The organism is Catellatospora sp. NPDC049133, assembly GCF_040648455.1.
Classification (GTDB): domain Bacteria; phylum Actinomycetota; class Actinomycetes; order Mycobacteriales; family Micromonosporaceae; genus Catellatospora; species Catellatospora aurea.
The window spans coordinates 130347-149187 of sequence record NZ_JBEZDT010000009.1; the positions used below are offsets into that span (position 1 = coordinate 130347).

18 protein-coding genes are annotated in these 18841 nt (G+C 70.2%); 8 read left to right on the forward strand and 10 right to left on the reverse strand.

The window, feature by feature from the left end; all coding sequences use genetic code 11:
• Positions 1 to 47: 47 nt before the first annotated feature.
• From AB0B35_RS12635 to AB0B35_RS12650, 4 genes are read left to right on the forward strand one after another with little or no spacing between them, the layout of a single operon-like run.
• Positions 48 to 2036, forward strand: a complete 1989-nt coding sequence (locus AB0B35_RS12635; protein ID WP_361044245.1) for a beta-galactosidase — start codon at positions 48 to 50, stop codon at positions 2034 to 2036.
• Positions 2033 to 2974 (forward strand): sugar ABC transporter permease, encoded by a 942-nt coding sequence (locus AB0B35_RS12640; protein ID WP_361044247.1) that lies wholly within the window; start codon positions 2033 to 2035, stop codon positions 2972 to 2974. The genes AB0B35_RS12635 and AB0B35_RS12640 overlap by 4 nt, the downstream gene beginning before the upstream one ends.
• Positions 2971 to 3852, forward strand: coding sequence for a carbohydrate ABC transporter permease (locus AB0B35_RS12645; protein ID WP_361044250.1), 882 nt, complete (start codon positions 2971 to 2973; stop codon positions 3850 to 3852). The genes AB0B35_RS12640 and AB0B35_RS12645 overlap by 4 nt, the downstream gene beginning before the upstream one ends.
• A gap of 44 nt (positions 3853 to 3896) precedes the next feature.
• The gene (locus tag AB0B35_RS12650) at positions 3897 to 5219 is read left to right on the forward strand and encodes an extracellular solute-binding protein (protein ID WP_361044252.1); all 1323 of its coding nucleotides are present in this window, start codon (positions 3897 to 3899) and stop codon (positions 5217 to 5219) included.
• 103 nt (positions 5220 to 5322) lie between these two features.
• Here the strand turns inward: AB0B35_RS12650 and AB0B35_RS12655 are convergent, their stop codons facing one another.
• Positions 5323 to 5820, reverse strand: coding sequence for a hypothetical protein (locus tag AB0B35_RS12655; RefSeq protein WP_361044255.1), 498 nt, complete (start codon positions 5818 to 5820; stop codon positions 5323 to 5325).
• A 129-nt stretch (positions 5821 to 5949) separates the two neighbouring features.
• Positions 5950 to 6864, reverse strand: coding sequence for a class I SAM-dependent methyltransferase (locus AB0B35_RS12660; RefSeq protein WP_361044257.1), 915 nt, complete (start codon positions 6862 to 6864; stop codon positions 5950 to 5952).
• Between the two features lie 197 nt (positions 6865 to 7061).
• On the opposite strand from AB0B35_RS12660, the gene AB0B35_RS12665 reads away from it, so the two are divergent.
• Positions 7062 to 7307, forward strand: coding sequence for a hypothetical protein (locus AB0B35_RS12665; RefSeq protein ID WP_361044259.1), 246 nt, complete (start codon positions 7062 to 7064; stop codon positions 7305 to 7307).
• Between the two features lie 311 nt (positions 7308 to 7618).
• Here the strand turns inward: AB0B35_RS12665 and AB0B35_RS12670 are convergent, their stop codons facing one another.
• Positions 7619 to 7951 carry a DUF4288 domain-containing protein gene (locus AB0B35_RS12670; protein ID WP_361044261.1) on the reverse strand — a complete coding sequence of 111 codons (333 nt, stop codon included), beginning with the start codon at positions 7949 to 7951 and terminating at the stop codon, positions 7619 to 7621.
• 69 nt (positions 7952 to 8020) lie between these two features.
• On the opposite strand from AB0B35_RS12670, the gene AB0B35_RS12675 reads away from it, so the two are divergent.
• Positions 8021 to 8683, forward strand: a complete 663-nt coding sequence (locus tag AB0B35_RS12675) for a DUF6882 domain-containing protein (protein WP_361044264.1) — start codon at positions 8021 to 8023, stop codon at positions 8681 to 8683.
• A gap of 57 nt (positions 8684 to 8740) precedes the next feature.
• Positions 8741 to 9142 carry a hypothetical protein gene (locus AB0B35_RS12680; protein WP_361044267.1) on the forward strand — a complete coding sequence of 134 codons (402 nt, stop codon included), beginning with the start codon at positions 8741 to 8743 and terminating at the stop codon, positions 9140 to 9142.
• A gap of 51 nt (positions 9143 to 9193) precedes the next feature.
• Here AB0B35_RS12680 and AB0B35_RS12685 read toward each other — a convergent pair whose 3' ends face one another.
• The 7 genes from AB0B35_RS12685 to ugpC all read right to left on the reverse strand — a co-directional run bounded on the left by AB0B35_RS12685 (position 9194) and on the right by ugpC (position 17264).
• Positions 9194 to 9535, reverse strand: a complete 342-nt coding sequence (locus tag AB0B35_RS12685; RefSeq protein WP_361044269.1) for a hypothetical protein — start codon at positions 9533 to 9535, stop codon at positions 9194 to 9196.
• A gap of 90 nt (positions 9536 to 9625) precedes the next feature.
• Positions 9626 to 11398 (reverse strand): maltose alpha-D-glucosyltransferase, encoded by a 1773-nt coding sequence (gene treS / locus AB0B35_RS12690; RefSeq protein WP_361044271.1) that lies wholly within the window; start codon positions 11396 to 11398, stop codon positions 9626 to 9628.
• 289 nt (positions 11399 to 11687) lie between these two features.
• Entirely contained in the window at positions 11688 to 12242 is a 555-nt protein-coding gene (locus AB0B35_RS12695; protein ID WP_360536328.1) for a sigma-70 family RNA polymerase sigma factor, read from the reverse strand.
• A 109-nt stretch (positions 12243 to 12351) separates the two neighbouring features.
• Entirely contained in the window at positions 12352 to 13272 is a 921-nt protein-coding gene (locus AB0B35_RS12700) for a carbohydrate ABC transporter permease (protein WP_361044274.1), read from the reverse strand.
• On the reverse strand, positions 13269 to 14687 hold the full coding sequence (locus AB0B35_RS12705) for an ABC transporter permease subunit (RefSeq protein ID WP_361044276.1): 1419 nt from the start codon (positions 14685 to 14687) through the stop codon (positions 13269 to 13271). Before AB0B35_RS12705 ends, AB0B35_RS12700 begins: the two co-directional genes overlap by 4 nt.
• Positions 14687 to 15994, reverse strand: coding sequence for an ABC transporter substrate-binding protein (locus AB0B35_RS12710; RefSeq protein ID WP_361044278.1), 1308 nt, complete (start codon positions 15992 to 15994; stop codon positions 14687 to 14689). Before AB0B35_RS12710 ends, AB0B35_RS12705 begins: the two co-directional genes overlap by 1 nt.
• 82 nt (positions 15995 to 16076) lie before the next feature.
• Positions 16077 to 17264: a sn-glycerol-3-phosphate ABC transporter ATP-binding protein UgpC gene (gene ugpC / locus AB0B35_RS12715; RefSeq protein ID WP_361044281.1), complete on the reverse strand. Its 1188-nt coding sequence runs from the start codon at positions 17262 to 17264 to the stop codon at positions 16077 to 16079.
• A 379-nt stretch (positions 17265 to 17643) separates the two neighbouring features.
• Between ugpC and AB0B35_RS12720 the strand changes: the two genes are divergently transcribed.
• The gene (locus AB0B35_RS12720; RefSeq protein ID WP_361044283.1) at positions 17644 to 18837 is read left to right on the forward strand and encodes a uroporphyrinogen-III synthase; all 1194 of its coding nucleotides are present in this window, start codon (positions 17644 to 17646) and stop codon (positions 18835 to 18837) included.
• The last annotated feature ends 4 nt before the right edge of the window (positions 18838 to 18841 follow it).

Here is an 18841-nt window from a genome sequence, read left to right on the forward strand (position 1 = left end):
CGTAAGGAAGGCTCATGCCGGACCGGGCACGATCACGCCCCGCACCGATGCCGTTCGCCGGCCTCGGCCTGGGCTGTGACTACAACTTCGAGCAATGGCCCGAAGAGGTCTGGCACGAAGACATGCGCCTCATGCGCGCCGCGGGCATCGACCTGGTCGCCGTCAACATCTTCGGCTGGTCGAACCTCGAACCGCAGCCCGGCCGGTACGACTTCACCGCCCTCGACACCATCATCGACCTGCTCCACGCCAACGGCATCGCCGTCAACCTCGGCACCGGCACCGCCTCTCCCCCGCCCTGGCTGACCCACCGCCACCCCGAGGTCCTGCCCGTCACCGCCGATGGCACCACCCGGTTCCCCGGCGGCAGGCAGGCCTTCTGCCCCAGCTCGCCGGTCTTCCGCGACCACGCGCTCGCCCTGGTCGAGCAGGTCGCGCAGCGTTACGGCGACCACCCGGCCCTGGCGATGTGGCACGTGTCCAACGAACTCGGCTGCCACAACGCCCTGTGCTACGACGAGGCCAGCGCGCAGGCCTTCCGCGAGTGGCTCGTGCGCCGCTACGGCGACCTCGACAGCCTCAACCGGGCCTGGGGCACCGCGTTCTGGAGCCAGCGCTACGGCGACTGGGCCGAGATCGCCCCGCCCCGGCTGACGCTGTCCACCCGCAACCCCGCCCAGCTCGTCGACTTCCACCGGTTCAGCTCGGACGCGCTGCTGGAGTGCTACCTGGCCGAGGCTGACATCCTGCGCGGGCACTCCAGCGCACCGATCACCACGAACTTCATGGTCACCGCGCACATCCGCAACCTCGACTACTGGAAATGGGCCCCGGCGATGGACGTCATCGCCAACGACCACTACCTCGACCACCGGCTGGCCGACCCCGCCGCCGAGCTGTCGTTCGCCGCCGACCTGACCCGGGGCCTGGCCGGCGGGCGGCCGTGGATGCTCATGGAGCAGTCCACCGGCGCGGTCAACTGGCAGCCCCACAACCTGCCCAAGGCCCCGGGCCAGCTGCTGCGCAACTCGCTGACCCACGTCGCGCGGGGCGCGGACGCGCTGTGCTTCTTCCAGTGGCGTGCCTCCGCGCAGGGCGCGGAGAAGTTCCACTCCGCGATGGTGCCCCACGCGGGCACCGACACGCAGCTGTGGCGCGAAGTCCTCGACTTGTCGGCGACCCTCGACCGGCTCACCGAAGTGGCTGGCAGCACCGTCGCTGCCGACACCGCGCTGCTGTTCGACTGGGAGTCCTGGTGGTCCGCCGACACCGAGGCCCGGCCGTCGCAGGCGATGCGCTACCTGGACCAGGTCCACGCGGCCCACCGGGCGCTGCGCGAACTCGGCGTCACCACCGACGTCGTGGCTCCCGGAGCGGACCTGAGCCGGTACCGCGCGGTGGTGGTGCCCTGCCTGCACATGGTCTCCGACGACGAGGCGGCCGAGCTGACCGCGTTCGTGCAGGCCGGCGGGCACGCCGTGGTGACGTTCTACAGCGGGATCGTCGACCGGCACGACCGCGTACGGCTCGGCGGCTACCCGGGGGCGTTCCGCGACCTGCTCGGCGTGGTGGTCGAGGAGTTCGTGCCGCTGTTGCCCGGCGACGAGGTCGGCCTGGACAGCGGGGCGCGTGCCGCCGTCTGGACCGAACTGCTGCGCACCACCACCGCCGACACCGTCGACCGGTACGCCGACGGGCCTCTACCCGGGGTCCCGGCGGTGACCCGCAACCGCCACGGAGCGGGCCAGGCCTGGTACGTGGCCACCGCCCTGGAGCCGGCGGACCTGCGCGACGTGCTGCGCCGCGCCCTGCGCGAGGCGGCCGTCACCGCCGCCGGTCCGGAAAGCGACGGCACCGTCGAGGTCGTGCGCCGGCACAGCGACAGCCACCGCTACACCTTCGTGATCAACCACGGCGCCAAGGACATCGAGCACCCCGCCACCGGCCGCGAGCTGGTCACCGGCGAGCACGTCGGCGCGGTGCTGCGGGTCCCGGCCGGTACGGTCCGCGTGCTCAGACAGGAGATCATCGCATGACCCAGGTCGCCACCCACCCGCCGCAGGCCGAACCGGCGGTTCCGGTCGAACGCGCCGGTCCCGCCAGACGCGGCAGGCACCGCTACGCCCGCGCCGTCGCCGTGTTCGTGGCGCCGTTCGCGATCCTGTTCCTGCTGTTCTACGTCGTCCCGATCGGCTACGCGGTCGTCCAGTCGCTGTACGTCGTGCAGCGCACCGGAACGTACGGCCCCGCCCAGGAGGTCTTCGGCGGACTGGCGCAGTACCGGCTGGTGTTCAGCGACGGCCCGTTCTGGGCTTCCGTCGGGCGGATGCTCGCCTTCGGCGCGGTCCAGGTCCCGATCATGCTCGGGATCGCCCTGGCGCTGGCCCTGCTGCTGGATTCGGGGCTGGTCACCGGGCGGCGGTTCTTCCGGCTGGCGTTCTTCGTCCCGTACGCCGTGCCCGGTGTCGTCGCCGCGATCATGTGGGGCTTCCTCTACTCGCCGAACCTGTCGCCGCTCAAACCGATCACCAGCGCCGTCGACCTGCTGTCGGCCGACACCGTGCTGTGGTCCATCGCCAACGTCGTCACCTGGGTGTACGTCGGCTACAACATGTTGATCATCTACTCGGCGCTGATGTCGATCCCCACCGAGATGTACGAAGCCGCCCGCCTCGACGGAGCCGGCCGGCTGCGCATCGCCTGGTCGATCAAGATCCCCCTGGTGATGCCCGCGATCGTGCTCACCACCGTCTTCTCCATCATCGGCACCCTGCAGCTGCTGTCCGAACCGCAGGTGTTCCGCAGTTTCAGCTCCGCCGTGTCCAGCACCTACACCCCGAACATGACCGTCTTCTCCATGTCTGCCATCCCCAACTTCAACCTGGCCGCGGCCTTCTCCGTGGTACTGGCCCTGACCACCTTCGTCCTGTCCTTCGCCTTCCTCAAGGCCACCCAGCGCAAGGGCATCCAGTGACCACCCACCCGACCACCCCCGCCGAGACCGTCCGCCACCGCGGCCACAGCACCGTCCCCCGCTCCGCGGCGATGCTCATCATGGGCGTCTGCACCGTCTACTTCCTGCTGCCGCTGTGGTGGCTGTTCGTCGGTGCCACCAAGAACCGCGAGCAGTTCACCGGGACCAGCCCGCTGTGGTTCGCCGACTTCCACCTGGCCGACAACATCCGCGAGCTGATCGCCTACCGCGACGGGGTCTTCCTGCGGTGGACGCTCAACAGCGTCGTGTACACCGGCGGCGCCGCGCTGCTGGGCACCCTGCTGGCCGCCATGTGCGGCTACGCCCTGGCCAAGTACCGGTTCCCCGGCCGCGAGCTGATCTTCAACGTGGTGCTCAGCGGCGTGCTCGTGCCCGCCACGGCGCTCGCGCTGCCGCTGTTTCTCATCTTCAGCCAGGTCCAGGCCACCAACACGTTCTGGGCGGTGTTCCTGCCCAGCCTCGTCAACCCGTTCGGCGTGTACCTGGCCAGGGTCTACGCCACCGCTGGTGTGCCCGACGGGCTGCTGGAGGCCGCCCGCATCGACGGCTCCGGCGAGATCCGCACGTTCTTCACCATCTCCGCCCGGCTGATGTCCCCGGCGCTGGTGACGATCTTCCTGTTCCACTTCGTGGCCGTCTGGAACAACTTCCTGCTCCCGCTGATCATGCTCAGCGACGAGCGGCTGTTCCCGGTCACCCTCGGCCTCTACTCCTGGAACACCCAGATCGCCCAGGTGCCCGAGCTGCGAGGCATGGTCATCGTCGGCTCGCTGATCTCCATCGCCCCCCTCGCCGTGGCGTTCCTGCTGCTCCAGCGGTTCTGGCGCACCGGAATCAGCACCGGCGCGGTCAAGTAACACCCCTCTCCCCCGCAAGTGATCCTCACCGAAAGGTTGCCCTGATGAGCGCGTTGCTGCGCACCATAGGCGTGCTGCTGACCTCAGCTGTCGCCGTCACCGCCTGCTCCACCCCCGACGCCGCCCCGGGCGGCACCGCGTCGGCGTGCGCCCCGTCCGGCGGCGGGCCGGTCACGTTGACGTTCACCTCCTGGATTCCCGGCGTCGAGCAGGTCGTGCAGGCCTGGAACGCCAAGAACCCCGACATCCAGGTCAAGGTGCAGACCGGCCCGAACGGCAACGGCGGCACGTACCAGAACTTCTTCAACCAGCTCAAGGCCGGCAACGCCCCGGACCTCGGGCAGATCGAGTACGACGCCCTGCCGGGCTTCCGGGTCCAGGACGGACTGTTCGACCTCGCCGCCTGCGACATCGTCGCCCAGGCCAAGGACCAGTTCGTGCCGTGGACGTGGGACCAGGTCAGCCTCGGCGACGCCAAGGCCGCGTACGGGGTGCCGCAGGACACCGGGCCGATGGCGCTGTTCTACCGCGCCGACCTGTTCGAGAAGAACGGCATCGCCATCCCGGCGACCTGGCAGGAGTACGCGGCGGCGGCGGAGAAGGTCAAGGCCGCCGGCGGCTACATCACCAACTTCTCGCAGAGCGACGTGAACCAGTTCGCCGGGCTGGCGTGGCAGGCCGGGGGCCGCTGGTTCGGCAACGACGGGCAGAAGTGGACCGTCAGCCTGGCCGACGAGAAGACCACGAAGGTCGCGCAGTACTGGCAGGACCTGATCGATCGCAAGCTGGTGTCGTCGGTGCCGCCGTGGACGACCGAGTGGGACAACGCCTACAACACCGACCAGGCCTGGACGTGGGTGTCGGCGGTGTGGGGGGCCAACTCGATCGCGTCCGGCGCGCCCAAGACGGCGGGCAAGTGGCGGGTCGCGCCGATGCCGCAGTGGAGCAGCGGCGAGGCGGTCGCGGGCAACTGGGGCGGGTCGTCCACGGCCGTGTTCAAGGGCTCGAAGCACCCGTACGAGGCGGCCAAGTTCGCGCTCTGGCTCAACACGAGCGAGGAAGCGCTCACCCTGCTCAACCAGAAGGCCAACCTGTACCCGGCCACCAAGGCCGGCGCGAACCTGCCCGCCCTGGCCACCGGGGTCGCCTTCTACGGCGACCAGAAGATCTACGAGATCTTCGCCAAGGCGTCCGCGCAGGTCCCGGCCGGGTTCACCTGGGGGCCGGCGATGACCGCGACCTATGCCAACGCCTCCGACGGGTTCAAGGCCGCCGTGTCCGGCAAGGGCACTCTCGTCGACGCCCTGACCGGCGCGCAGACGTTCACCGTCCAGACCCTCAAGAACCAGGCGATCCCCGTCGCCTGATCCTGCTTCACCGCATAGCGGGCCGGCCACCTCAGTGGCCGGCCCGCCTTTCGTACCGGCCGAAATCCGCGGTCAGGCACGGATGACGGTCACCTGTCCCAGGTCAGGCCGAGCACAGGGCGCTGACGGCGCTGGCGTCGGAGAACCCCGACCACCCGTCGCTGATCAAGGTGTAGACCTTGCCCTTGTAGTCGGTGCCCGGCGCGGCGAGCTTCTTGGTCCACGCGTCCAGCCGGGCCACGTCCGCCGTCAGCGCCTCGGCGAGCTTCGCGTCCGTGGTGCCCTTGAGGGCCGTCGCCAGGTAGGTCCGGTAGCCGGCGACCGCGGTCCTCAACTCCCCGAGCACCTTCTTCATCGCCGGGGCACCGCCCTGGTAGTTGCCGTTGCGGAAGCCCGCGTACATCGCCACCGACGTGAAGACCTCCATCAGCGGCTGCTTGCGACCCTCGCAGAACGCCGTGTAGTCCGCGCCGGCCGGCGACGGACTCGGCGACGGCGCGGCCGAGGTCGCGGCAGGGCTGGGCGACGGGGCCGGGGCGGCGGTGTCGGGCGCAGACCCGGCACATGCGGCTGCGCCGGCCAGGACGGCCGTGAGCAGCAAAGGCAGAACGATACGGCGCATGGTGTGGCGTACTCCAAGTCATGATCGGGTCGAACGCCTCAGCTTCGCGCACCTCGCCCGGCGGGCGCAGAGCCGTTGCGCCACATTTCGATCACGAACGGGGCTCTTTCAAGCCTGGGCTGCCTCGGGAAGTTCGAAATCCCAGACGATGACCGCGGGTACCGCCCATGCGGCCCGTACCGCCTCGGGCAGCAGCGCGATGAGCGACCAGGGCCAACCGGCCCAGTCGCCGGGTTGCGCCTGCGCCAGGGGCACCGGCGGTGGTGGCGGCGGCTGGTCACCGCCCGAGCCGCGCGGCTCCTCGCACGCCCGGATCCGCAGCCCGGCGGCGAGCGCGGCGCGCACGAAGTCGCCTGCGGTGTGCCGGTACGTGGCGACGAGGCCCGGTTCGCCGGACGGGCCGAGCGCGTGCGGGATCGAGCCGCGAAAGCCGATCTCGCAGTGCGCGTCGGAGATCACCGCACGGCCGCCGGGACGCAGCACGCGGGCGAACTCGGCCAGCACCGGCTCCAGCGAGGGCGAATGGGACAGCGCCAGGCCGGAGACGACGAGGTCGACGCTGCCGTCGGGCAGCGGCAGCGCGCGCAGATCGCCCAGGCGGAAGTCACCGGACGGCACCCGGGTTCGGGCCCGCTCCAGCATCTCCGGTGAGCTGTCCACACCGATCACCGTGAACCCCTGCCCGGCGAGGTATTCGGCGTGCCTTCCCGTGCCGCACGCCGCGTCGAGGGCGTCGCCGACCGGCAGCGCCTCGATGAGCCGGTGCATGACCGGCTCATCGATGTCGAACAGGCTGTTGCGCGGCTCGTCGTAGGTCGCCGCCCACTGCCCGTACCCGGTGAGGGTGTCGCCCCGCCCGACCTGCACCCCCTCGTGCCCGGTGAGCGCCGGGTTGGCCAGCAGCGCCCGTACCTCGGCCAACCGCCGGTGCGTGAACTCCTCGTCGTACTCCCCGCCCCAGCCGTGCAGGAGCGCGAGGCCCTCGATCCCGAGCAGGTACGCCAACGGATGCTGGTAGATCATGCGGCGACCGTAACCCGCCAAACGACATCGATCCACGTATTTTGAAGGCGCCCTCGGTGCGGGTGCCTGTCGTGCTCGGATGCCCACGCGGGTCGTGCGCTGTCCCCAGTGGACGGGTCTGCTGAGGCTGTGGCACCTACACTTGCGTTCCGCATGATCGGCCGGGGATGCCGGCGCGAGAATCACAGGGGGACAAGTTGGCTCTGCTGATCAGCGGCAAGACACCGTGCGCCGTGTGCGGCGAAGTCATCCACGCGCAGGATGAGGTGGTGATGTTCCCGCCGGGTCTGTTCGACCCGCGATCCGGGCTTCACCGGTTCAACGACGCATCTGCGCACCATCGTTGTCTGGCCGGGGTGGAGACCGGGCGGCAGGCACTGCAGGAGCTCGAGGAGTTCATCACCGACCCGGTGGCGTACGTCCGAAGCAGAAGCGAGAGGTGAGGACCCTTGCTCCCCCGCTCACGCGATCGGCTGTCGGCGAAGGGCGCGATGCCACGATGTGCTACTTCGGCAGCTTGCGGTCGTGTGAATCTCCGGGCCCATGGCCATGAGCACCATAGTGTTCGACCTTGGCGGCGTCGTCTGTCGCTACCGGCCGGAACTGCGGCTCCAGGAACTCGCACGGATCTACGGCCGGACGCCTGAGGACGTGCCGCCGCACTGAAGCGGTACGGGCTGCTCGACGCCTGATCCCGATCCACGGTCACGCGGGTCCATGGGATGGGGCGCAGACGGCCCTAGATCGAACGCGATCACTGGCTGATCTGAGTATGGGCCGGTCCTGAGTCGTAACGGTCGAGAAACGCGTCGGCCGGGAGGTCGAGTGCATGCAGCACGGAGAACACCTCCGTACCCGCGCCGATCTCCTCGTCGCCATCGGAGATCCGGTATGCCTGCACCATGTTGAGGACTTCGAAGTCTTGGTCCCCGGCGTACTCGGCGGACTCCCGCTCGGCCAGTTCGATGGCCTCGTCGAGAGACGATGCCCGGAACAGCACGACACGCTCCTCGAAGGGACGGTTCTCCCAGGTCACCCATCTGTAGAAGGTTCTGGCGCTGTACCACGCCTTCGCCTCATTCCTCATCGCCTGGCCCCATCCCCTCACACCAAACCGCGATCATCGCACTGTTTCACGATCTGGCACACTGCAGCGATGCCTACGTTTGATCGACTCTTTGCCGAGCATGTCGCCACCGGGCTGGCCCGTCAGCTGGCGCTGGGCGACCTGATCGGCGAGCGGGGCTGGCAGCTCGACCTGGCCGGCGGCACCGTGGTGTTCGGCGACGATCTGCGGTATCGCGTCCAGCTGCTCGGCACGGAGAACCACGACGACGGCAGCTGGCTGTGGGCGTGGGCGAACGAGGCGAGCAACCTTCCGCCCGCGCTGCTGCACCTGTGCGGCTGGCTGCGCGAGTACGGTCACCGCCAGGGAGTCGCCGAGCTCACCGAGCCCACGTTCGCGCTCGGACGCGCCGACGGGCACCGCCTGGCCCTGCTGGCCTCGGGCCTGACCGGCCGGTGCTACTACCGCGGGCCGTACGCCGGTGGAGCGGTCTTCTTCCACCTGGACGACGCCCCGCCGCAGCTCACCGCGCCGGTCCGGCCCGAACGCGCGCTGAGTGTATTGGGCCAGGTCATCCAGAGCTTCCCGGTCGACCACCGGACCGTCGTCGAGTCGTTCCTGCGCCAGCAGTCGTGGCGCCTGGACCCTGCGCCCACGTCGGTGACCGCCCATCACACCGACGGCTCGACCCTGCGCGTCGACTTCGACAACCTGGGTCGCGTCAGCAACATGTCCGGTTCGGTGAACCCCTAGGACCAGGCACGGGCAGTCAGGCTTGACGGTCGGCGCATGCGGTCCATGCTGGTTCCCATGGGAACCTGGCCGGCGCTGACCGAGGAGCAGTACGCGGTGATCGTCACGGCGTACGAAGAGGCCGCGATCGGGCACATCTTGGATGAGTTCCGCGCTCGGCAGCGGTGGGCCGAGACCGGCACCACGACCACGCCGTCCGACCTCGACCTCGACGCGAAGCGGGCACTGGTCCCGCACTTCGCTCGGGTCCTGGCCGACATGGTCTCCCGCGGCTGGGTCGACCTCTTCCGGGGCTATCCGACCAAGGGCAGCGTCGAGCTCACCGCCGCCGAGGTTGCCGCCGTCGTCAACGAGCCGACGAGTTGGATCAGCGAACTCGACGACTGGGAGGTCATCGGTCTGGCCACCGGCGACGAATGGGATCGGCTCACCGGCGCGTGGGATCGACTTGGCGGCTGAGCAGACAGCACACCCCCAGGGTGCCGCGTGCCGTCGGCGTTCACGCTGACGTCACTGCTGGTGCGGGCGTTGCTGACCAGGCGTCCGTCCTTCACCGGTGGGTGAGCCCAGCTCGGCGAGCGCGGTGGCTTCACCCGGCGGCAGGGTCGCCAGCGCGTCGACCGCCGGGCCGATCTGGTCGCAGTCGGTCTGGCAGGACGGGCAGTGCAGCAGGTGCCCCTCGTATGACCGGGTCTGCTCGACAGGCAGCGCGCCGATCAGGTACAGCCCGGCCAGGGACGAGCCGTCGCCGGGCGTGCACGCGGAGCCGCCCGGCTCCGGCGCCCGGGCTAGCAGGCGGCGGGACTGGCCCCGGCCCGGTTCGGCGCGTCGCGAAACCCTTCGGCTTTCCACAAACCCTCCTCACGCTCGACTGCCCGGCGTACCCGCCAGTAATGTATGACGTCCCGCCGGGTCCGCCGGTTCAGCCGATCCGTTGGTTCTCTAGACCGCGGGTGTCAATCGGGTCTGCGGTTGCCGGGCCGCCGGTTCGCCGGCGGCCGGCACCGCCGCGGGTGCCAGCTGGAACCAGTAGCTGGCGTAGCCGGGCAGCGCGAGCACGTAGGGGTCCTCGTCGACCTGCGGGAAGCGGGTGCCGCCGGTCAGTTCGGTCGGGACCCAGCCGCTGAAGCGGTCGCCGAGCGACAGCCGTACCGGCTGCGGGAACCGGGACAGGTTGTGCACGCACAGCACCGCCTCGTCGGTGTCGCTTTCGCGCAGGCGGCGCAGGAACGCCAGCACCGCAGGGTTGGCGGCGTCGACGTCCTCGTAGGTGCCCAGCGCGAGCGCAGGGTGCTGTTTGCGCAGGGCGATCATCCGGCGGGTCCATTGCAGCAGCGAGGCGGGCTGCTCCATCTGCTGCTCGACGTTGATGGCCTGGTAGCCGTAGACGGGGCCCATGTTGGCCGGCAGGTACAGCCGGCCCGGGTCGGTCGTGGAGAAGCCGCCGTTGCGGTCGGCGGTCCACTGCATGGGGGTGCGTACGCTGTCGCGGTCGCCGAGCCAGATGTTGTCGCCCATGCCGATCTCGTCGCCGTAGTACACGACCGGGGAGCCGGGCAGTGACAGCAGCAGCGAGGTGAACAGCTCGATCTGGTTGCGGTCGTTGTCGACCATCGGCGCGAGCCGGCGGCGGATGCCCGCGTTGAGCCGCATCCGGGGGTCCTTGGCGTATTCGGCGTAGAGGTAGTCGCGCTCCTCGTCGGTGACCATCTCCAGGGTCAGCTCGTCGTGGTTGCGCAGGAACGTGCCCCACTGGCAGCCCGAGGGCAGCACCGGGGTCTGGGCGAGGATCTCCGAGATCGGGTGGCGTGACTCGCGGCGCACGGCCATGAAGATGCGCGGCATGAGCGGGAAGTGGAACGCCATGTGGCACTCGTCGCCGCCGACCGCCGGGTCGCCGAAGTAGTCGATCAGGTCTTCGGGCCACAGGTTGGCTTCGGCGAGCAGGATCCGGCCCGGGTACTCCTCGTCGATCATGGTGCGGATCGCTTTGAGGTAGGCGTGGGTCTCGGGCAGGTTCGCGCAGTCGGTGCCTTCGCGCTCGAACAGGTAGGTGGCGGCGTCGAGCCGGAAGCCGTCGACGCCCAGTTCGAGCCAGAACCGTACGACGGCGAGCATCGCCTCGCGTACGGCCGGGTTGTCGTAGTTGAGGTCGGGCTGGTGGGAGAAGAAGCGGTGCCAGTAGAACTGCTTGCGGACGTGGTCGAAGGTCCAGTTCGAGGTCTCGGTGTCGCTGAAGATGATGCGCACGTCGGCGTACTCGGTGTCGGTGTCGCGCCAGACGTAGAAGTCGCCGTAGGGGCCGTCGGGGTCCTGCCGGGACCGCTGGAACCAGTCGTGGGTGTCGGAGGTGTGGTTGAGCACGAGGTCGGTGACGACGCGGATGCCGCGGCGGTGGGCCTCGTCGACGAAGGTCACGAAGTCGTCGAGGGTGCCGTACTCGGGCAGGATGCGGCAGTAGTCGCGCACGTCGTAGCCGCCGTCGCGCTGGGGTGAGTCGTAGAACGGGGGCAGCCATACGCAGTCGACTCCCAGCCACTGCAGGTAGTCCAGTTTGCGGGTGAGGCCGGGCAGGTCGCCGCGGCCGTCGCCGTCGGCGTCGAGGCCGGCCTGCACCAGCATCTCGTAGAAGACCGCGTGTTTGAACCAGTCGCGTTCGACCGGCATTTCGCGGGGCAGCCGGGGCGGCAGTGGCGGGGTGGCGTCGTTTCTCATGGCGTTCCAGGTGGTGAGGGCGGTGACCCGCGGGTTGTTCGAGCACCCGCCCGGCGGGGCGGCCGGGCGGGCATCACGTCATACGGCTGGGGCGGCGTTTCGGATCGGCCCGGCCGGGCCCAATCCGTGGGCCGGAGGGCCCATCTTCGCCCTGGTCGGGACGGCCGCGATGGGCGATGCGGGGCAGGGCTGGCACCGTCCCTGCCCCGCATCGCGGTGGACACGCCTCGGACCGTCCACCCCGGGGGGAAGTGGTGAACTGCGGGCGCGTCGGCTGTGGGGCGCCGTGTCAGTCGGTGGCGCCGACGACCGCGCTCAATGCCCGCAGGGCGTAGTAGACGCGGGATTTGACGGTGCCTTCGGGGATGCCGAGCCGTAGCGCGGCTTCGCGGGTGGAGTGCTGGCGCAGGTAGAGTTCGACGACCACCGAGCGGTGCTCGGGTATCAGCCGCGGCAGCGCGTCGCGGATGACCTGCGCCGCCACGACCCGGTCGAACATGTCCGCCGCCACCGGCTCGCGACCGTGCTCGGGGAAGGCGATCTCGGCCGGGCGCACCTGCCTGGCCCGTGCCGCGTCGATCGCGACGCGGCGGGCGACGGTGTAGAGCCACGGACCCAGCGACTCGATGTCGTCGGGCAGGTTGTCGATGTGCCGCCATGCCCGCATCAGGGTCTCCTGGAGCAGGTCTTCCGCCAGGTGCTGGCGGCCCGGGTTCAGCCGCTGGAGGAACCGCAGCAGGGGGTCCGCGTAGGCGCGCCAGATCGCCTGCATCCGTATGTCCGCCGGCACGGACCGGTCCGGTGCCGCACCGTCGGCGCACTCCGCCGGCCGTTCGTTCGTCAAGGCAGGCACCACGTACCCCTCCCTACTGACCTCATGAACCTGCTGCTGGACGGGCGTGAGGCCGTGGGCGGCCGGTCCGGTCCCGGCCGGACGCCCACGGCACGCCGTGTCACTTGACCGAGCCGGCCAGGACACCCTGGACGAAGTACCGCTGGAAGGCGAAGAACACCACCAGGGGCACCACCATCGACAGGAACGCTCCCGGGCCGATCACGTCGACGTTGGACGAGAAGGCACGCATCTGTTCGCGCAGGGTGTACGTGATGGGGGCGTTGTCCGACGTCGCGAAGACCAGCGCGACCAGCAGGTCGTTCCAGACCCAGAGGAACTGGAAGATCGCCAGTGACGCGATCGCCGGCCAGCCGATCGGCAGCACCACGCGGCGGAAGATGGTGAAGTCCCGCCCGCCGTCCATCCGGGCGGCCTCCAGCAGGTCCTTCGGGATGGCGAGGAAGAAGTTGCGCAGCAGGAAGATCGCGAACGGCAGCCCGAACGCCACGTGGAACGCGATCACCGCGGCGATGCTGCCGTAGATTCCCAGCGAGCCGAACAGTTTGGCGTCGGGGATGATGGCCACCTGCACGGGCACCACGATCAGCGCCACGATCAGCACGAACAGCCAGTCCCGGCCGGGGAATTCGAGCCAGGCCAGGGCGTACGCGGCCAGTGCGCCGAGCACCACCACCAGCACCGTGGACGGCACCGTGATGAGGACCGTGTTCCACAGCGAGTGCAGGACGCTCTCGTTGCGCATGAGCCCGGCGTAGTTCTCCAGGGTCAGCCGGGAGGGTTCGGTCAGCACGGTCCACCAGCCGGTGGAGCTGTTGTCGGCGGTGGTGCGCAGGCTGGCCACGGCGAGCCCGACGACCGGCGCGAGCCAGAACAGTCCCAGCACGGCGACCACGACGTTGACCGCCGTGCTGCCGAGCCGGCCGATCAGCCGCGAGAGCAGGCTGCGCCGCGGTGGGCCGCTCGGGGTCACCCCAGCCGGTACGAGATCGGGGACCTGCGTGTCGATGTCGACGCTCACCTCTGCTCCCTCCGCATGCGCCGGATGTTGAACAACATCGCCGGCAGGACCAGCAGGAACAGCAGCACGCCCAGGGCGCTGCCGAGCCCGAAGTCCAGTCCCCCGCCGAACGACACCCGGTACATCTGCAGGGCGATCACGTTCGCGTCGTCCTGCGACGACTCGGGTGCCAGCACCATCACCAGGTCGAAGATCTTCAGCACGTTGATGGTCAGGGTCACCAGCACCACGACCAGCACGGGACGCACCAGCGGCACGGTCACCCGCCGGAACACCTGCCATTCGGTGGCCCCGTCGACCCGGGCCGCTTCGAGGGCGTCGCGAGGGATCGCCGACAGGCCCGCGGTGATCAACACCATCGCGAAGCCCGCCCAGATCCAGATGTAGGCCAGGATGATCGACGGAGTGACCAGCGACGGTCCGAGCCAGGTCACCCCGTTGAACGGGGCGGTGAAGTTGTCGGGGCTCAGCCGCACCGTGTAGGCGCCGGACGCGAGCCCGTCGAAGGCGAACCGCCCGTCGGCCGCGGTCTTCGTGGTGGCGACCACGGCACCGTCGCGCAGCGCCTGCACCGTCATCGCCGGCAGGCCGCGCTCGACCGGGTCGATGGCCCCGGCGGTGCCGCCGCCACCGGGGGTGAAGTCGAGCCACACCACCCCGGCCAGGCCGGACCCGGTGGGGGCCGCCGCCGCGACGGCGTCGGCGGGCACCCGGTCCTGCGGCAGTCCCACCAGCGGCATCAGCACGGTCGTGCCGGTGGTCGCGGTGGTCTCGAAGCCGCCTGCGGCCTCGGTCAGCGGCGCGCCGTCGCGCGGGCGGGCGCCGAAGTACTGCGACGGCGGGCTGAAGGCGTCGTGCACGGTGACCACGGCCGCGTTGAGCAGGCCGCGGTCGGGGCTCTCGTCGTAGACCATGCGGAAGGTGACCCCGGCGGCCAGGAACGAGATCGCCATCGGCATGAAGACCACCGCCTTGAACACCGAGGCCAGCCGCACCCGTTCGATCAGCACGGCGAAGACCAGGCCCATCGCGGTCACCAGGGAGGGCGCGACCACGACCCAGACGATGTTGTTGACGATCGCGCGCCGGGTCTCCGGCGCGGTGAACATCCGTACGTAGTTGTCCACGCCGACGAAGGAGGCCCCGTCGGAGCTGTGCAGGCTGAGCCAGACCGTGTAGACGATCGGGTACGCCACCAGGGTCAGCAGGACGATCACGGCCGGGGCGAGGAACCAGACGCTGGTCAGCTTCTCCCACCAGCGCTGCCCCTCCCGGCGCGCGGACCGCGCGCCGGGCGCGCCCGGCCGGCCGGCGTCGGGCGCCGCCGTCGGGGTCTGGCCGTCGACCGGTGCCTCGGGGTCGGCCACAGCGGTTGCTGTGACGACCTCGCCGACCGGCTCGGACGCGCGTGTCATCACTTACCTCCGAAGTCCTTCTTGGCGGCTGCCTCGAGCTTGGCGGCGGTGCCGGCCGGGTCGGCCGGGTTGGTCAGGAAGTCCTGCAGCAGGCGCCACATCGAGGCGCCCGTGCCGCCGCCGAAGGTCTGCGGGGTGAGGTCGGACAGGTCGAAGCGCAGCAGGTCGGCCTTGACCACCGATTCCGCGAGCGCGACCGTGGTCGGGTCGGGGTAGGCGGAGGTCTCCAGGTTCTTGTTCGCCGACAGGAACCCGCCCTTGGCTGCCATGATCTTCGCGGCCTCCGGGGAGGCCAGGAAGGCGATCAGCTGCTGGGCCGCCGGGCTGTCCTTGAACGCCACGGCCTGGTCGCCCGCGGTCACCACGGCCGGCTTGGAGCCGTTGACGGCCGGCCAGTCGAAGAACCGGGCGCCCTCGCCGACCTTGACCTTGCCCAGCTTGTTGATCTCCGCGGCCACGAAGTCGCCCTCGAACAGCATCGCCGACTGCGGCTTCTCACCGAAGACGTCCGCGATGGACTGGGTGAACTTCAGCTGCACCGCGCCCTTCGCGCCGCCCTGCACCGCCTTGGCGTCGCCCCAGTACTGCCCGAGCAGCTGCAGGGTCTGCACCACGGTGGGGTCGGTCCAGGGGATCTCGTGGCGGGAGAGTTTGTCGTAGTTCTCCGGGCCGCCGACCCGCAGGTAGACGTTCTCGAACCAGTCGGTCAGCGTCCAGCCGTCGCCGCCGGGCACCGCCATCGGCGAGATGCCCGCGTCGGCGAGCGTCTTGGTGACCTTGACGAAGTCGTCCCAGGTCGCCGGGGCCTGCACGCCGGCCTCGGTGAACTTGTCGGTGCGGTACCAGACCACGGACTTGTTGGCGACCTTGAAGTAGACGCCGTAGAGCTTGCCGTCGACCGTGCCGAGCTGCTGCCAGGCCGGGGAGTAGTTGGCCGCGACCGCGGTGGCGGCCTCGCCCGTCAGCTCCTTGATCGCGCCCTTGCGGGCGAACTCGTTGACGACGCCGGGCTGCGGGATCAGCGCGACGTCGGGCGGCGAGCCGCCGGCCAGCCGGCTGTTGATCAGCGCGGCGAGGTCGTCGCCGCCGGAGGTGTACTTGACCGTCGCGCCGGTCTTCTTGGCGAAGGCGTCCAGCACCTGCTGGAAGCTGGCCTGCTCGGTGCCGGACCAGGTGCCGGCGACCTCCACGCTCTGACCGGCCAGGGGGCCGGTGCCCGGGGTGGTGGGGTCGGCGGTGCCGCTGCACCCGGCGGCGGCCAGGACGGCGACCGCGGCCAGCGCGCCTGCGCGCAGACTGTTTCTCATCTAACATTCCCTTCTGGAGAAGATGCGGTACCTCTGTCCGACTGGTTTCGGGGGGTAGGAGCCCCGGCAGCCGGAAGTCGATTCAGTGGATGCTGCGACCGGTGTCGGCGTCGAACACGTGCAGTCGCGCGGTGTCGACGGCGACGGCGATCCGGTCACCGGCCCGGGCCGTGGAGCGCGGGCTGAACCGGGCCACCATGGCGGTCCGGTCGGCCCGGTCGCGCTGCGGCTCGGCGCCGGCGTCGCGGGCCAGCTCCCGGGTGTCCTCGCTGACCACGGCCGGCACCGGCAGGCTGAAGTGCACGTACAGGTCCGAGCCCAGTGCTTCGGTCAGTTCGGCGTCGGCGAGCAGGGTCTGGTCCTCATCGGCCCGGTCGAGTGCGGCGTCGCGCAGGTCCTCGGCGCGTACGCCGACGACGACGCGCCGATCCAGGTAGGCGCGCAGGCCCGGCTTCGTGTGCAGCAGGGCGTCGTCGACCCGCAGGCTTCGTTCGCCCAGCGCGAGCCGCAGCCCGCCGCCGTCGGCGGTGAACACGCCCTCGACGAGGTTCATCGGCGGGGAGCCGATGAAGCCCGCGACGAACATGTTCACCGGGTTGTCGTAGAGCTCCTGCGGCGCGGCGACCTGCTGCAGCAGGCCCTTGCGCATGACCGCCACGCGGTCGCCCAGGGTCATCGCCTCGGTCTGGTCGTGGGTGACGTAGATCGTGGTCACGCCGGTGCGCCGGGTGATCTTGCCGATCTCGGCGCGCATCTGCACCCGCAGTTTCGCGTCGAGGTTGGACAGCGGCTCGTCCATCAGGTAGACGGCGGGCTCGCGCACCATGGCGCGGCCCATCGCGACCCGCTGGCGCTGGCCGCCCGACAGCGACGCCGGACGCCGGCGCAGGTGCTCGGTGAGGCCCAGGGTCTCGGCGACCGCGTTGACCCGGGGTGCGATGTCCTTGTCCCGCATGCCCCGCAGCCGCAGCCCGAAGCCGATGTTGTCATATACGTCCAGGTGCGGGTAGAGCGCGTAGCTCTGGAAAACCATCGCGACGTCCCTGTCGCGCGCCGGCACCCGGTTGACCACCCGGTCACCGATGCGCAGGGTGCCCTCGCTGATGTCCTCGAGTCCGGCGACCATGCGCAGCGCGGTGCTCTTGCCGCAGCCCGACGGGCCGACCAGGACGAGGAACTCGCCATCGGCGACCTGCAGGCTCAGATTCTCGACCGCCCTGGTGCCGTCTGCGTACCGCTTGCCTATCTCGGCGAGCGCGACCTCAGCCACACGCCTCTCCCGACATGTCAGTGGTGGACCCGCACCGCCGATCGCTGTCCGCGGTGGGAGTCGTTGTCGCCAGTCAGTGTTCGGGTGGCGGTTCGGTTACGGAACACCTCCGCGCGACATGAAACGTAACCGCTTTGTTGCTCACCAGGTGGGTTGCCGGACACCGTCCATTCCCGAGAAACACCCCGAACCGGGTGGGTAAAACGGGACAGATGCTGCTATTTGCTGCTCCCGGCATGTTCCAGTCGGTGAACGTGCTGAAACATGCCGGAAACAATCCGGTGCGACGGGCCCGTTGCGAAAAAACGGTGGGGCGGCCAATCCGAGCCGCCGTGCCACGCGTATTAAGGAGTGTCGCCAACCCGCCGGAAGGGTCCCGTTGCCACCACGCGCCAGACAACGCCCGCCAGAGCCGCCGTCCGTCGGCGCCCTGGCGGGTTTCGCCGTGGCCGTGATCAGCGACCTGCGACGGCATCCCCTGGCTGCCGACCTGGCGGCCGAGGGCGCCCGGGTGGTCAGCGTCCAATCCGTGCGCACGCTCGCCCAGCCGGTGGAGGAGACCCTCCAGCGGGCCACCATGGCCTGCCTGACTAGCCCCATCGACCACCTCGTGGTCACTGCCGCGGTCGAGTTCAACTACTGGATGGCCGCCGCCCGCAGCTGGCGGCTGGACGTGCCGCTGCTGGCCAGGTTCGGCCACGCCAGGCTGCTGGCCAGTAACCCCCGCTGCGCCGACGCGCTGCGGGCCCTGGGCTTCACCGACATCTCGTCCGCGGTGGACAACACCACCGAGGGCCTGGTCATGCACCTGCGCCACCGGCTCCCCCCGGGCCAGACGATCGCGTTGCAGCTGTACACCCCGGCCATGCACGAGCTGGCCCACATGCTCTCCGAAGCCGGACACGAGGTGGTGGCCGTCCCGACCTTCCAGGTCCTGCCCTCCATCAACCCGGAGACCATGCGCCGCCTGGTCAACCAGATCGTCCGCCGGCACGTCGACGCGATCACCCTGACCAGCGCCGAGGCCACCCGGGCCCTGCTGTGGCACGCCCGCACCTGCGACCAGTTCGACGAGCTGCGCCAGGCGCTGGCCTCCGACGTGGCCGCGGTGTGCCTCGGCCCGCTGACCGCCGCGCCGCTGCGGGAGCTGAACATCCCCGTCCAGCTCGCCGCGGCCCCCTACCCGGAGCAGCTCACCGCCGCCGTACGCGACGCGCTGGTCCGGCGGGCGCACCACCTGGAAGCCGACCGGCACACCTTCGAGATCCGCGGTGAGGCCGTCCTGCTCGACGGCAAGCTGATCACGTTGCAGCAGGGGCCGATGGCCGTGCTGCGGGTGCTGGCCCGTCACCCCGACCGTGTGCTGTCCCCCGCCGAGGTACGCGGGCAGTTGCCGTTCTGGGCCGGCGCCGACGACCACGCCATCGAGATGGCGGTGTCGCGGCTGCGCCGCGCGCTGCAGGGCGCCGACCTGGTCCAGACCGTGATGAAGCGCGGGTACCGGCTGGTCGAGCACAGCCCGGCGGGCCACGACGAGGACGAGTTCCCCTCGGCGCGGCCGCGGCCGAGCTGAGCCC

Coding starts and splice junctions, on each gene's coding strand:
- AB0B35_RS12710 (WP_361044278.1), bottom strand. CDS start 15,994: ATGAGAAACAGTCTGCGCGCAGGCGCGCTGGCCGCGGTCGCCGTCCTG.
- AB0B35_RS12680 (WP_361044267.1), top strand. CDS start 8,741: ATGGGAACCTGGCCGGCGCTGACCGAGGAGCAGTACGCGGTGATCGTC.
- AB0B35_RS12705 (WP_361044276.1), bottom strand. CDS start 14,687: ATGACACGCGCGTCCGAGCCGGTCGGCGAGGTCGTCACAGCAACCGCT.
- AB0B35_RS12635 (WP_361044245.1), top strand. CDS start 48: ATGCCGTTCGCCGGCCTCGGCCTGGGCTGTGACTACAACTTCGAGCAA.
- AB0B35_RS12670 (WP_361044261.1), bottom strand. CDS start 7,951: ATGAGGAATGAGGCGAAGGCGTGGTACAGCGCCAGAACCTTCTACAGA.
- AB0B35_RS12640 (WP_361044247.1), top strand. CDS start 2,033: ATGACCCAGGTCGCCACCCACCCGCCGCAGGCCGAACCGGCGGTTCCG.
- AB0B35_RS12675 (WP_361044264.1), top strand. CDS start 8,021: ATGCCTACGTTTGATCGACTCTTTGCCGAGCATGTCGCCACCGGGCTG.
- AB0B35_RS12660 (WP_361044257.1), bottom strand. CDS start 6,864: ATGATCTACCAGCATCCGTTGGCGTACCTGCTCGGGATCGAGGGCCTC.
- treS (WP_361044271.1), bottom strand. CDS start 11,398: ATGAGAAACGACGCCACCCCGCCACTGCCGCCCCGGCTGCCCCGCGAA.
- AB0B35_RS12650 (WP_361044252.1), top strand. CDS start 3,897: ATGAGCGCGTTGCTGCGCACCATAGGCGTGCTGCTGACCTCAGCTGTC.